A 12,565-nucleotide genomic window follows, 5' to 3' on the forward strand; every position below is an offset into this window, starting at 1 on the left:
GGGTCGCCGTCTTGTCCCGGTTCGGGTACCTCCGCACACCCTTCACCGGAGGAACGTTTCATCAACGAGGCCCACCGTACTCCCCACCCACGGCGCGCCCTCGCCCAGGCCGGAGCGGGCCGCCCCTACCATCCGAGAGATGCCCGTCTCCCCCCTCCCCGCACTGCCCGGACGGCGCCGCGCCTGGCCCCGCCGGCTGGCCGTCGGCATCGCCTTCAGCGTCCTCGCCACCTCCTGCGGCGGCTGGGCGGTGCTGCACGGCCTCGGCTCGATCGACCGGGTCGACGCCTTCAGCGGCGACCAGGCCCGGCCCGCCGACGACGGCTCCACCACCTTCCTGGTGGTCGGCACCGACGAACGGGACGGCATCCCGGAGAAGACCCTCAAGGACGTGCTGCACGCGGGGGGCGAGTCCTGCCACTGCACCGACACGATGATGATCGTCCAGCTCGCCGGGGACGGCGCCCGGGCCAGCGTGGTCAGCATCCCGCGTGACTCGTACGTGGACATCCCCGCCCACCGGGACCAGGTCACCCGCAAGGAGGTCCCGGCCGCCAAGGGCAAGATCAACGCCGCGTACGGGATGGGCGGGCCGCAGCTCACCGTCGCCACCGTGGAGCAGAACACCGGGCTGCGGATCGACCACTACCTCCAGGTCGACTTCGCCGGGTTCGTCTCCGCCGTGGACGCCGTCGGCGGGGTGCGGGTGTGCACCGCCAGGCCGCTCAAGGACGAGTACTCCGGCCTCGACCTGCCGGCCGGTACCAGCACCCTGGACGGCGCCGGGGCGCTCAAGTACGTCCGCGCCCGGCACGTGGACGCCAGCTCCGACCTGGGGCGGATGCACCGGCAGCAGAAGGTCGTCGCCCAGCTGCTGCACCAGGTCACCAGCGGCGGCACCCTGCTCAACCCGGTCCGGCTGGCCCGGGTGACCGACAGCCTGCTCGGCTCGGTCAAGGCCGACAAGGATCTCACCGCGGACGACCTGATCACCCTGGCCACCCGGATGAAGGAGCTGTCGGCGGGCCGGGCGGACTTCGCGACCGTGCCGCTGGCGCAGGTGGACCACCAGGTGAGCGGATGGGGCTCGACGGTGCTCTGGGACCAGGCCGGGGCGCGGGCCCTGTTCGACGCGGTGCGGGCCGGGCGGCCGCTGGTGGACGGGACGGCGGGAGCGTCGCCGTCGGCGGTTCCGGCTCCGGCTCCCGCTCCGGCTCCGGCCTGGGCTGCGGGTTCGTCGCCGGCCGCGGGGTCGACTGCTGCCACCACACCCGCCGTCGCGCCCGAGCAGGTGCACGTCCGGGTGTTCAACGCGGCCGGGGTCGTCGGGCTCGGCGCACGGGTCGACGGCGACCTGCGGCGGGCGGGCTTCGCCACCACCGGCGCCCCGTCCAACGCCCCCGCCGGGACGGCGCCCGGCCGGACGGTGGTCCGGTACGACCCGCGCTGGGCCGAGTCGGCGCGGACACTGGCGGCCGCCCTGCCGGGCGCGGAGCTGGCGACCGTGCCAGGGCTCGGGCCCACCCTGCAGGTGTTCGCGGGCGCGGACTACCCGGCGGCTCCGGGTGCTTCGGCGAGCGCGGGTCCGAGCGCGTCCGACCCGCCCGCGCCCCCGCCTCCCCCGACCGCTCCGGCGACACCGGCCTCTCCGGCCACTCCGGCCACCACGGCGGCGCCTCCCGTGCCGGTGACGGCCGAGAGGGCGACGGACATCATCTGCCCGTAGCGGGCGCGGGTACGCGGCAGGGGCCGGATGCTGTCGCGCACCCGGCCCCTGCCGTCCCCCGGTCCCCCGATCCGGGGGGTCAGTCCGTCGCGATCGCCGCGAGGACGTTCATCCGCCCGGCCCGGAAGGCCGGGACGAGGGCGGCGACCAGGCCGATGACCACCGAGGCGATCAGCGTGACGATGATCGTGCCGGTCGGGATGGCCAGCGTCGCCAGCCCCTGGTCCTTGAGGACCTGCTGCCCGGTGATGCCCCAGGCCAGGCCGAGGCCGGTGCCGAGGATCGCGCCGAACAGGGCGATCACCACGGACTCCAGCCGGATCATCCGGCGCAGTTGGCGGCGGGAGAGCCCGATCGCCCGCAGCAGGCCGATCTCGCGGGTCCGCTCGACCACCGAGAGCGCCAGGGTGTTGATCACACCGAGCACCGCGACCACGATCGCCAGGCCGAGCAGGCCGTAGATCATGTAGAGCAGGGTGTTGATCTGCTCCTGGACGAGGTCCTTGTAGCCGGCCTTGTCCTGGACGGTGATCTGCGGGTAGTCCTTGAGCGAGGCCTCCAGCGCGCTGAGCGTCGAGGCGACGTCGGCGCCGGCCGCGGCCTTGGCGTAGAGCTGGTCGTCGGGCGGCATCTCGCCCGCCGGGACCGCCTTGGCGACGGTGTCGATACCCACGAAGGTGGCGCCGTTGAAGAGCGAGTCGCCCTTGGACATGACGCCCCCGACCGGCAGGGACTGGGTCCGGCCCTGGCCGTAGTCGAGCGTGACCGTGTCCCCGACGTTGAGGCCGAAGTCCTTGGCGAGGTCCTCGCCGATCGCCAGCGAGCCCTGGTTCAGCGCGTCGGCCGTGCCGGACTTGACCGGGAGCTGGAAGTCGTCGGTGAAGGTCGCCGAGACCGCGCCGACGTGCGCCTTCACCGTCCGGCCGTCCGGCACCGCGATCTTCAGCCGACCGAGGTCCTTCTGCTCGGTGATGTGCTTCAGGCCCGGGGTCTTCCGCGCCGCCTGGATCATCTCCGGCCCGATGACCCCCTGGCTGCTGGAGATGACGTAGTCGGCGCCGACCGACTTGTCGATCTGCTGGTTGGTGGACTCCACCGCCGAGGAGGTGAAGACGGTGGCACCGATCACCAGGGCCAGCCCGATCATCAGCGCGGCGGCGGTGGCGCCGGTGCGGCGCGGGTTGCGCATCGCGTTGCGCTGGGCCAGCCGGCCGGACGGGCCGAACAGCGACGGCAGCCCCGCGCCGAGCACCCGGACCACCGTGGTGGCCAGCAGCGGGCCGAGGACGACGAAGCCGATCAGCGAGAGCAGCACGCCGAGGCCCAGGTACTGGCCGCCGGCGGACGCCTTGTCGGCGCTCGCGGCGAGCACCAGCAGGCCACCGCCACCGGCGGTCAGGACGAGGCCGACGACCGTGCGGACGGTGTTCGAGCGGGCCTCCGCCGGGGTGCCGTGGTCGCGCAGGGCGGCCATCGGCGCGATCCTGCTGGCCCGGCGGGCCGGGATCCAGGCGGCCAACACGGTGATCACGATGCCGACCGTGTAGGCGGCGATCGGGACGTTCAGCCCGATCTGCAGGTCGGCCGCGTCGAGGTGCATGCCGACGGCGTTCATCAGCTGGATGAGCCCGGCCGCCAGGCCGAGGCCGGCGCCGAGGCCGAGCGTCGAGCCGAGCAGGCCGAGGATCAGCGCCTCGACCAGCACCGACCGGTTCACCTGCTTGCGGCTGCCGCCGATGGCGCGCAGCAGACCGATCTCCCGGGTGCGCTGGGCGACCAGCATCGAGAACGTGTTGATGATCAGGAAGCCGCCGACCAGCAGCGAGATGCCGGCGAAGCCGAGCATCGCGTACTTCATGAAGTCGAGGAAGGAGCCGACGCTCTTGTTGTTCTCCTCCTTCTGCTCGGCTGCGGTCTTCACCTGGTAGCCGGCGCCCAGCGAGCCGAGCACGTCGGCCTTGAGCTGCTCGTTGGAGCGGCTGCCGTCGCCGAAGACCTCGACCGACGTGAACTCGGCCTTCCCGAGGAGGTCCTGCTGGGCCGTCGGGGTGTCCAGGAAGGCCAGCGCCGCACCCGGGTTGGTGGTCTTGAAGGTGGCGATACCGGCGAGGGTGAAGTCGTAGGTGCCGTTGTTGGTGGTGATGATGCGCACCTTGGCGCCCAGGCCGAGCTTCGCCTTCTTCGCCGTGTCGGCGTCCAGCACGATCTGGTCGGCGCCCTGCGGCTGGTGGCCGCTGGTGATCTCGACCGAGTTGCGCGGGGTGTCGGTCCAGTTGCCGGCCAGCGTCGGGGCGCCACCGGTCGGGCCGATCTGCTTGTTGGTGCCCGGGTCGACCAGCACGGCGTTGCGAACGAAGATCTGGCCCAGGGCCTGCTTCACCCCGGCACCCGCGGCGGCCTTCGCGACCGTCGCGGCCGGCACGGTGGCCACCTGGGCGCGCGGCGCGTCCTCCTCCTCGTCGGGGTCGGCCTTGGCGGGCTGGATCGCGATGTCCGAGGCGGTCGAGGCGAACAGCCGGTCGAAGGTGCCGGTGGCGGTGTTGGAGAAGACGAGGGTGCCGGACACGAAGGCGACCGACAGCACGACCGCGATCAGGGAGAGCGCCATCCGCCCCTTGTGGGCGAAGAAGCTCCGTAGTGACGTCTTGAGCAGCATGAGTCTGTGTCCCGCCCGCTCAGCTGGTGCGCTTGCCGTCGAAACGGCGCATGCGTTCGAGGACGGAGTCGGCGGTGGGGGCGTGCATCTCGTCGACGATCACGCCGTCGGCGAGGAAGAGCACGCGGTCCGCGTAGCCGGCGGCGACCGGGTCGTGGGTGACCATGACGATGGTCTGGCCGAGCTCGTCGACCGAGCGGCGCAGGAAGGTCAGCACCTCGGCGCCGGAACGCGAGTCGAGGTTGCCGGTGGGCTCGTCCCCGAAGATGATCTCGGGGCGGGCGGCCAGTGCCCGGGCCACCGCGACGCGCTGCTGCTGGCCGCCGGAGAGCTGGGTCGGGCGGTGCTTGAGCCGGTCGGCCAGCCCCACGGTCTCGACCACCTGGTTCAGCCAGGCGGTGTCCGGCTTGCGGCCGGCGATGTCCATCGGGAGCGTGATGTTCTCCAGCGCGTTCAGCGTCGGGAGCAGGTTGAACGCCTGGAAGATGAAGCCGATCTTGTCCCGGCGCAGCTTGGTGAGCTGCTTGTCCTTGAGGCCGGTGATCTCGGTGTCACCGATCCAGATCCGGCCCTCGGAGACGGTGTCCAGGCCGGCCAGGCAGTGCATCAGGGTCGACTTGCCCGAACCCGAGGGGCCCATGATCGCGGTGAACCGGCCGCGCTGGATGTCGACGTCCACCGCGTCCAGCGCGGTGACCCTGGTCTCGCCGGTGCCGTAGGCCTTGGTCACCTGACGGGCCGAGGCGGCGACGGCGGCCGCGCCGCCGGGAAGCTGGGGGTCGTACACGGCTGCTGCCGTCGTCACTGGATTCTCCTAAGAAGTGGGCCCACCCGTTGCCCCCCAGCCTTGTCGCCGCCCCCTGTGCTGCGACAGGGTGCAGGAGATAGTCCTCGACCGGGAGCCAGCCCCACCCTCCCGGTGGAGCGGGCTGCCGACCCGACAGAACCGGACCCTCCTCGGACGGGCGGGGGATGTGATCCACGTTAGGAGCGGCGGCACGATTGCTCGTCATCCGCCGGTATGAAGCGCCTCAACCGTAGTTGTACGGGGCGCGGCGCCCCTCCCCCTAGGGGTAGCCGCCACCCGTCTCGGGGTCGGCCCGTACGGGGCGTTCCCGATCGCCCGTCAGCAGGTGAGCGCGGGCACCGCGAGCCGCTCCAGCGCGGCCGCGAAGGCCTCGACCACCGGCGTCAGCAGCACGTCCGTCTCGCGCTCGATCGCGGTGCCGCCGTCCTCCCTGACGGTGATGTGACGGTCGAGGACGAACCAGCCCTGGGTGATGTGGCCGGCGCCCATCGAGCTGAGCACCGGGCGCAGCGCGTAGTCCACCGCCAGCACGTGCGCGGTGGAGCCGCCGGTGGCCAGCGGCAGGACGGCCTTGCCGGCCAGCGCGTACTGCGGGAGCACGTCCAGCAGGGTCTTCAGCAGGCCCGAGTACGCGGCCTTGTAGACGGGGGTGCCGATGACGATGCCGTCCGCCCGGGCGAACAGCTCCAGGGCGGCGACGATCTCGGGGTGGGAGAAGTCCGCCGAGAGCAGCGCGTGCGCGGGCAGGCTGCGCACCTCGAACGGGACGACGTGGTGGCCGCGGGCTTCGAGCTGCGCGTCGACGTGGCGCAGCAGGCGGGTGGTGCGGGAGGTCGCGGACGGCGATCCGGAAACGGACAGGACGGTGGCCATGGAGTTCACCTCTGGGCGGGAAGCGGGGACGGCGCTACGGCAGGTCGCGCGCTGCGCGGGCAGCGGCGGCGCAGGGTGAGAAGCGGGGAGGGCGCTGGAGAGGGTTCGACGGGCGCGCGTCAGCCACGACAGAGCGAACAGGACACACGCTGAAGGTCGACGTGCCGCCGACGCGTGAGGGTCCATCGCTGATCCATGGCTGTCATGCAAACACGCAGCGTTCCGGCCGGTCAAGGATCGTTCCGGCAGGTGAACACAGGGTGAGACGGATGGTGAGACGGGGTGGGGCGGGCGGCCACCGGGGGCGGACGCCGGCACCGCCCCCGGCGCGAAGTTGCGGCGGAACGATCCGGCACGTGCATCAAAACTGCTACAAGGCGCCTGGTGGGGGGCCCCGGGGGAGTCACCGCACCCGGCGTCGGGCATCCTCTCCCACATGAACACGTGGCAGGAGGGCCGCCCGGGCGGCGGCGGGAACCCGTACGGCGGCGGCAGCGGCAACGGCGGCGGCGCGTACGGGCACGGCGGGGGCGGTACGGCGGCCGAACCGCCGCTGCCGGCTTCGCTGAACCCGCGCGGGCCCGCGGCCCCCGCGCCGCGGCAGCCGCAGGAGTACGGGCAGCCGTCCGGCGGGCAGGCGCCGGTTCCCGGGCAGGCCTCCGGGTACCCGGCCCAGGGCTACGGGCAGCCGCAGTCGTACGGGCAGCCGGGCGGTCGGCCCGGGGTGCCCGCGCAGGGGCCGGGGGCGCCCGGTGGCCCCGGCGGGCCGATACCCCCGGGCGGCACCCAGCCGCCCTCGGCCGCCCGACCGTCGCGCTGGCCGCGGCGCCGGATCATCAAGTGGTCGGTGTTCGGCGTCCTGATCGCGATGATGGTGACCGCCGTCTCGACCTGGTTCTGGGCTGGCTCCAAGCTGAACCACGAGAACGTGCTCACCGACTACGCGGGCCGCCCCGCCGCCGGCAAGGGCACCAACTGGCTGATCGTCGGCTCCGACAGCCGCAACGGCCTCTCCGACTCGCAGGAGGAGGACCTGCACACCGGCCACGCGGGCGGCAAGCGCAGCGACTCGATGATGATCCTGCACATCGGGGACAACGGGAACACCCTGATGAGCATCCCGCGCGACTCCTGGGTGCCGATCCCCGAGCACCCCGGCGACAACGGGAAGACCGTCAAGGGCACCACGTCGAAGATCAACTCGGCCTTCGCGACGGGCGGCGGCAAGCTGCTCGCCCAGACCGTCGAGCTGAACACCGGCATCCGCATCGACCACTACGCCGAGATCGGCTTCGCCGGGTTCGTCGGCATCGTCGACTCGGTCGGCGGCGTGGACATGTGCATCGACCAGGACGTCAAGGACAAGGACTCCGGCCTCGACCTCAAGGCCGGCTGCCAGAGCCTCACCGGCACCCAGGCGCTCGCCTTCGTCCGCCAGCGCCACCAGATGGCCGACCAGGACCTCGGCCGGATGCGCAACCAGCAGAAGTTCCTCGGCGCACTGGCCAAGCAGGCCGCCTCGCCCGCCACCCTGCTGAACCCGTTCACCTTCTACCCGCTGGTGGACTCCGGCCTCGGCACCCTGATCGTCGACGACGACGCCGGCCTGACCGACCTCGGCTCGCTCTTCCTCGCGATGAAGGACGTCAACGGCGGGAGCGGCAAGAGCATCACCGTGCCGATCGCCAACCCGGACTTCAGGACCAGCACCGGCGAGTCGGCGGTCAAGTGGGACAGCGCCAAGGCCAAGCAGGTCTTCGACGCGTTCAAGAACGACACGGCCGTCCCCGACACGAAGTAACTCCCGCGGAAACGGCGAGGAGCAGGAAGTCGGCCGGGCCGACGTCCTGCTCCACAGCGCCTCGGAGGGGGCGGAATTACTCCACGATGCCCGAGTCGGCGATGGTGATCTTCGCCTTGGTGCGGCCGCTCTGCGAGCCGAGCGACTCGATCTTCGTCACCAGCTCCAGGTTCTCGACGACCTCGCCGAAGACGACGTGCTTGCCGTCCAGCCAGTCGGTCACGATGGTGGTGATGAAGAACTGCGAGCCGTTGGTGTTCTTGCCGGCGTTGGCCATCGAGAGCTGGCCCGGCTTGGTGTGCTTGAGCTGGAAGTTCTCGTCCGCGAACTTCTCGCCGTAGATGCTCTTGCCGCCGGTGCCGTCACCACGGGTGAAGTCGCCGCCCTGGAGCATGAAGCCCGGGATCACACGGTGGAAGGACGAGCCCTTGTAGCCGAAGCCGTGCTGGCCGGTGGCCAGCTCGCGGAAGTTCTGGGCGGTCTTCGGGACGATGTCGTCGAAGAGCTGGAAGACGATCCGGCCGGCGGGCTTGTCGTCGATGGTGATGTCGAAGTAAACGTTGGAACCCATGCAGGGATCATGGCATGCCGCACCCCGCGATGCGCGACGACCCCGCCCTGCGGTCCCACGGCGCTACCTCTCCGGGGCGCGGAGCACCGGCCTCAGGCGGCGGCTCGCCCGGCGGCGAGCACCGGGTAGTCCGTGTACCCGTCCGCGCCGCTCGCGTACATCTGGGCGCCGCGCACCGGGTTGAGCGGCGCACCGGTGCGCAGGCGCTCGACCAGGTCCGGGTTGGCGAGGAAGCCGCGGCCGTAGGAGATCAGGTCGGCGCCGGCCGCGAGCAGCCGATCGCCGGCCGCGCGGCCGCCGTCGGCCGGGAGGGGCCCGCCCCAGCCGAGCACCGGGTTGGCGATCAGCACGCCGTCCCAGGTCTTCCGGATCTCCTGGAAGACGGGCGACTCCGGGTCGGCGAAGACCACGTGCAGGTAGGCCAGGCCCTCCCCCGCCAGCTCGCCGAGCAGGGTCCGGTAGATCTCCTCGGTGTCGCCCTCCTCGATGCCGTTGACGGTCAGGCCCGGCGCGAGCCGCACGCCGACCCGCTCGGGGCCGATCGCCTCCGCGACCGCCCGCACCACCTCGACGACGAACCGGACGCGGGCGGCGACCGGGCCCCCGTACTCGTCGGTGCGCCGGTTGGTGTTCCGGGCCAGGAACTGGTGCAGCAGGTAGCCGTTGGCCGCGTGCACCTCGACGCCCGCGAAGCCCGCCTCGACCGCGTTGCGGGCGGCGGCCGCGAAGTCGGCGACCGTCTCGTGGATCTCGGCGACGGTCATCTCGCGGGGCACCACCGCCTCCCGGTGGCCGCCCGCGGTGTGGATGGTGTCCGGCAGGGCGACGGGTGAGGGCGCGACCGGGTGCAGTCCGCTGTTCTCCGGGTGGCCGACCCTCCCGCCGTGTTGCAGTTGCAGGAACATCCGGCCGCCCGCCGCGTGCACGGCCTCCGTCACGCGCCGCCATCCGGCCACGTGTTTCTCCGCGTGGATCGCCGGGATGTTGGCGTAGGTCTGTCCGACGGCGTTCGGGGTGGCGGCCTCGGCGATGATCAGGCCGGCCGAGGCGCGCTGGGCGTAGTAGGTGGCCATGATCGGCTGTGGGACGCCGTCGGCGGCGGCGCGGGTGCGGGTCATCGGCGCCATCACCAGGCGGTTCGGCAGCTCCAGCGCGCCGAGGCGGGCCGGCTGGAAGAGCGAGGTCGTCCGCGTGGTGCTCGTGGTGTCGGCCGGGCTCGTGGTCTTCGTCGTGTTCGTCGTGTTCGTCATGCGGAAACCATAGAAGTTGACATCAGTGTCAGGTTCAAGTCCGCCCTCGAACTACGCGGGCCTGCGGGCCAGCAGGCAGGCCTGCGGGGTCTTCTCCTCGTGCTCGGGCTCCCGGAGCAGGCGGGTGGTGATCTCCAGGCCCGCCCCGGCGGCCAGTTCGACGATGCGGTCGGGCTGCTGGCGACGGAAGTCCAGCGCCACCGGGTGGCCGAACGGCTGCTCGATGCGGGACGGTCGGTCGCCGACCTGGAAGGCCAGCAGCAGGTGACCGCCGGGGGCCAGGACGCGGTGGAACTCGGCGAAGATCTCCGGCAGCCGCTCCCGCGGGGTGTGGATGATCGAGTACCAGGCCGCGACGCCGGCCAACTCGCCGTCCACAAAAGGGAGATCGAGCATCGAACCGACCTCGAACCGCAGCCCGGGGTGGGCCTCCCGGGCGAGGGCGACCATCACCGGGGAGAGGTCGAGGCCTGAGACGTCCAGCCCGAGACGATGCAGATGCGCCGTCACCCGGCCCGGCCCGCAACCGAGTTCGGCCACCGGTCCGCCACCGTCCGCCCGCACCAGCTCGGCGAAGGCCGCGAGCATCGCGCGGTTCAGCGGCTTGGCGGCCAGCTCGTCGCGGTATCGGTCGGCGTAGTCGGCGGCGACGGCGTCGTAGAAGGCCCGGGTGGCGGTCAGGAAGTCCGGCTCGGTCATGGTCCGGCACCCTACCCGGCGCCGCCGGGCCGGCTGCTGCGGGGCACACCGACACACCTGGGATCATGAAGGATCAACTGACCGAAGGAGAACGGGACATGGACGCATGGCGAGTCGGGGTCTATCTGGCACATCCGCGACCGGGGAGCTTCAACCACGCGCTGTTCGAGGCCGTGGCGGACGAACTGCGCGGGCACGGCTGCGAGGTGGTGGCGCACGACCTGTACGCGGAGGGGTTCGAGCCGGCGCTGACCGCCGGGGAGACGGAGACCGTCGCCGCGGCCGGCGAGTCCGCCGACCCGCAACTCGCCCTGCACCGGGCCGAGGTGGCCGACCTTGACGCGCTCGTCCTGGTCCACCCGAACTGGTGGGGCATGCCGCCCGCCGTCCTGACCGGGTGGGTGCAGCGGGTCCTGGTGCCCGGGGTGGCGTACAAGCTGGGCACGGCGGACGGCGAGCCGGCCGGGCTGCTCCGGGCCGGGCGGGCGCTGGTCCTGAACACCTCCGACACCCCGGAGGAGCGCGAGCACGGCGAGTTCGGCGACCCGTTGCAACAGATCTGGGCGGCCTGCGTCCTGCCGTACGTGGGCGTGGACGACGTGCGGCGGGTCGTCTTCCGGACGGTGACGGACTCGACGGACGCCACCCGCGCCCAGTGGCTGCGCCGGGCGCGACAGGAGGCGGCGGCGCTGCTCGGCTGAGGCCCCGGAGCGGCCTGGGCCGGCGGAACTGGCCGACGGACGGGTGTCCGGTGGCGGGTATCCGTCCCTGCCGTCCGGCGGGGGTGCGGAGATCCACATGGGCATGCTAAAACCAGCGGCGGGCACAAAACCTTGCCCGAATCACCGTGCGACCTTCACACCACCGGCCATCCCTTGGGAGACCCATGTCCGCCGCACGCACCGCCCGCACCGGCCCGATCCGCCTGGTGCTCGCCACCCTCTCCGTCCTGGCACTGCTGCTCTCCGGCGCCGCCACCGCGACCACCGCCTCCGCTGCCACCACCGCCACCACCAGCCTCGACGGGGTCTGGGCCTGCGACGTCCCCGCCGGGTACGTCTACGACCAGGTGTCCATGAACCGGACGTGCAGCTCCGGCAACTGGGGCTCGCCGCAGTTCCACCTGCGGACCCCCGTGGACGGGCTGTACGCCTGCAAGAGCTCGCCCGGCTTCGTCTACGACGCCATCACCTGGGGCAGCGCCTGTAGCCAGATCTCCGGCGTGACCTCCAACATGTACCACCTGCGGGTCCCGGTCGACGGCCTCACCGCCTGCATGGCCACGCCGGCCTTCACCTACGACCGGATCACCTTCACGAGCGCGTGCAGCCTCAACCAGGGCGTCCAGGCCACGACCTTCCACCTCCGCAAGCCGGCCAACGGCATCTGGGCGTGCACCATCCCCACCGGCTTCACCTACAGCCAGACCGTCCAGAACACCGACTGCAGCAACATCCAGGGCAGTGTCCTGTCCACCAAGTACCTGCTGCTGGGCTGAGTCCCGAACGCACCGGCGGGGGGGGGGGGGGGGGGGGCCCCCCCCCCCCCCCCCCCCCCCCCCCCCCCCCGGCCCCCCCCCCCCCCCCCCCCCCCCCCCCCCACCACCACCGGTCAGCCCTCCGGCGGCTCAGCCCTCCGGCAGCTCCAGTTCGGCCACCTCCTGGTCGCCGCTGAACTCGCCGGTGGGGCGGAAGCCGAGGCTCGCGTAGAACCCGGCCGGCCCGTGGTCGCCCGGAACGTAGGTGACCGTCACCCGGCGCCCGCCGCGGCGGCGGATCTCCGCACAGACCTGCTCGACGGCGAAGCGCCCGTACCCGCGGCCCTGCTCCTCCGCGCCGATGTTGAGGCGCCAGAGGCCGGAGCGCGGCCGGTCACCGGGCTGGTCGGGGTGGAAGTGGATGTCGAAGAACGCCATCACGAACCCGACCGGCCGGTCGCCGTCGAAGACCAGCCGGGGCCAGGCGGTGTCTCCGTGCGCGTACGCCTCGGCCAGGGACTTCACCACCGGCGACACCAGCCCCTCCTGGTCGGGCCGCACCTTCAGGGCGAGCGCGGCGTCGATGGTGGCGGGGGTGATCTGCTCCAGACGCAGAGCCGGGGACAGCAAGGGCGATGACGTAGACATGCCGGTCACCCTAGTGAGGCCGGACGGCGCGGTCGTCCGGTTTTCAGGGCGCCGGC

The 12,565-nt window shown here is 72.3% G+C and carries 12 protein-coding genes; 4 read left to right on the plus strand and 8 right to left on the minus strand.

Annotated elements, in window-relative coordinates:
• Nucleotides 1–139 precede the first annotated feature (139 nt).
• Entirely contained in the window at nucleotides 140–1,726 is a 1,587-nt protein-coding gene (locus ACZ6NC_RS09545) for an LCP family protein (RefSeq protein ID WP_465730711.1), read from the plus strand.
• 79 nt (nucleotides 1,727–1,805) lie between these two features.
• Here the strand turns inward: ACZ6NC_RS09545 and ACZ6NC_RS09550 are convergent, their stop codons facing one another.
• The 4 genes from ACZ6NC_RS09550 to ACZ6NC_RS09565 all read right to left on the minus strand — a co-directional run bounded on the left by ACZ6NC_RS09550 (nucleotide 1,806) and on the right by ACZ6NC_RS09565 (nucleotide 6,269).
• A complete protein-coding gene (locus ACZ6NC_RS09550) occupies nucleotides 1,806–4,382 on the minus strand; it encodes an ABC transporter permease (protein ID WP_465730713.1) in 2,577 nt (858 codons plus the stop codon).
• A gap of 19 nt (nucleotides 4,383–4,401) precedes the next feature.
• Nucleotides 4,402–5,187 carry an ABC transporter ATP-binding protein gene (locus ACZ6NC_RS09555; RefSeq protein ID WP_465730716.1) on the minus strand — a complete coding sequence of 262 codons (786 nt, stop codon included), beginning with the start codon at nucleotides 5,185–5,187 and terminating at the stop codon, nucleotides 4,402–4,404.
• A 321-nt stretch (nucleotides 5,188–5,508) separates the two neighbouring features.
• On the minus strand, nucleotides 5,509–6,063 hold the full coding sequence (ssuE, locus tag ACZ6NC_RS09560; RefSeq protein ID WP_465730718.1) for an NADPH-dependent FMN reductase: 555 nt from the start codon (nucleotides 6,061–6,063) through the stop codon (nucleotides 5,509–5,511).
• A 119-nt stretch (nucleotides 6,064–6,182) separates the two neighbouring features.
• The gene (locus tag ACZ6NC_RS09565; protein ID WP_352297720.1) at nucleotides 6,183–6,269 is read right to left on the minus strand and encodes a putative leader peptide; all 87 of its coding nucleotides are present in this window, start codon (nucleotides 6,267–6,269) and stop codon (nucleotides 6,183–6,185) included.
• A 230-nt stretch (nucleotides 6,270–6,499) separates the two neighbouring features.
• Here ACZ6NC_RS09565 and ACZ6NC_RS09570 point away from each other — a divergent pair, with 230 nt between their 5' ends.
• A complete protein-coding gene (locus tag ACZ6NC_RS09570) occupies nucleotides 6,500–7,864 on the plus strand; it encodes an LCP family protein (RefSeq protein WP_465730721.1) in 1,365 nt (454 codons plus the stop codon).
• 76 nt (nucleotides 7,865–7,940) lie between these two features.
• On the opposite strand, the gene ACZ6NC_RS09575 is transcribed toward ACZ6NC_RS09570, so the two are convergent.
• The 3 genes from ACZ6NC_RS09575 to ACZ6NC_RS09585 all read right to left on the minus strand — a co-directional run bounded on the left by ACZ6NC_RS09575 (nucleotide 7,941) and on the right by ACZ6NC_RS09585 (nucleotide 10,384).
• Nucleotides 7,941–8,435: a peptidylprolyl isomerase gene (locus tag ACZ6NC_RS09575; RefSeq protein WP_465730723.1), complete on the minus strand. Its 495-nt coding sequence runs from the start codon at nucleotides 8,433–8,435 to the stop codon at nucleotides 7,941–7,943.
• A gap of 92 nt (nucleotides 8,436–8,527) precedes the next feature.
• Nucleotides 8,528–9,685: an alkene reductase gene (locus tag ACZ6NC_RS09580; protein ID WP_465730725.1), complete on the minus strand. Its 1,158-nt coding sequence runs from the start codon at nucleotides 9,683–9,685 to the stop codon at nucleotides 8,528–8,530.
• A gap of 51 nt (nucleotides 9,686–9,736) precedes the next feature.
• Complete coding sequence (locus ACZ6NC_RS09585; protein ID WP_465730728.1) at nucleotides 9,737–10,384, minus strand: class I SAM-dependent DNA methyltransferase; 648 nt, start codon at nucleotides 10,382–10,384, stop codon at nucleotides 9,737–9,739.
• A gap of 98 nt (nucleotides 10,385–10,482) precedes the next feature.
• Between ACZ6NC_RS09585 and ACZ6NC_RS09590 the strand changes: the two genes are divergently transcribed.
• On the plus strand, nucleotides 10,483–11,085 hold the full coding sequence (locus ACZ6NC_RS09590) for an NAD(P)H-dependent oxidoreductase (RefSeq protein WP_465730732.1): 603 nt from the start codon (nucleotides 10,483–10,485) through the stop codon (nucleotides 11,083–11,085).
• Between the two features lie 185 nt (nucleotides 11,086–11,270).
• Entirely contained in the window at nucleotides 11,271–11,882 is a 612-nt protein-coding gene (locus ACZ6NC_RS09595; protein ID WP_465730734.1) for a hypothetical protein, read from the plus strand.
• A gap of 129 nt (nucleotides 11,883–12,011) precedes the next feature.
• On the opposite strand, the gene ACZ6NC_RS09600 is transcribed toward ACZ6NC_RS09595, so the two are convergent.
• A complete protein-coding gene (locus ACZ6NC_RS09600; protein ID WP_465730736.1) occupies nucleotides 12,012–12,509 on the minus strand; it encodes a GNAT family N-acetyltransferase in 498 nt (165 codons plus the stop codon).
• Between the last annotated feature and the right edge of the window lie 56 nt (nucleotides 12,510–12,565).

Source organism: Kitasatospora sp. NPDC041988 (genome assembly GCF_055588525.1).

What these genes read in the sequence shown, in the direction of transcription:
- ACZ6NC_RS09545 (WP_465730711.1), top strand. Translation starts at nt 140, where the DNA reads ATGCCCGTCTCCCCCCTCCCCGCACTGCCCGGACGGCGCCGCGCCTGG.
- ACZ6NC_RS09550 (WP_465730713.1), bottom strand. Translation starts at nt 4,382, where the DNA reads ATGCTGCTCAAGACGTCACTACGGAGCTTCTTCGCCCACAAGGGGCGG.
- ssuE (WP_465730718.1), bottom strand. Translation starts at nt 6,063, where the DNA reads ATGGCCACCGTCCTGTCCGTTTCCGGATCGCCGTCCGCGACCTCCCGC.
- ACZ6NC_RS09565 (WP_352297720.1), bottom strand. Translation starts at nt 6,269, where the DNA reads ATGACAGCCATGGATCAGCGATGGACCCTCACGCGTCGGCGGCACGTC.
- ACZ6NC_RS09570 (WP_465730721.1), top strand. Translation starts at nt 6,500, where the DNA reads ATGAACACGTGGCAGGAGGGCCGCCCGGGCGGCGGCGGGAACCCGTAC.
- ACZ6NC_RS09575 (WP_465730723.1), bottom strand. Translation starts at nt 8,435, where the DNA reads ATGGGTTCCAACGTTTACTTCGACATCACCATCGACGACAAGCCCGCC.
- ACZ6NC_RS09580 (WP_465730725.1), bottom strand. Translation starts at nt 9,685, where the DNA reads ATGACGAACACGACGAACACGACGAAGACCACGAGCCCGGCCGACACC.
- ACZ6NC_RS09585 (WP_465730728.1), bottom strand. Translation starts at nt 10,384, where the DNA reads ATGACCGAGCCGGACTTCCTGACCGCCACCCGGGCCTTCTACGACGCC.
- ACZ6NC_RS09590 (WP_465730732.1), top strand. Translation starts at nt 10,483, where the DNA reads ATGGACGCATGGCGAGTCGGGGTCTATCTGGCACATCCGCGACCGGGG.
- ACZ6NC_RS09595 (WP_465730734.1), top strand. Translation starts at nt 11,271, where the DNA reads ATGTCCGCCGCACGCACCGCCCGCACCGGCCCGATCCGCCTGGTGCTC.
- ACZ6NC_RS09600 (WP_465730736.1), bottom strand. Translation starts at nt 12,509, where the DNA reads ATGTCTACGTCATCGCCCTTGCTGTCCCCGGCTCTGCGTCTGGAGCAG.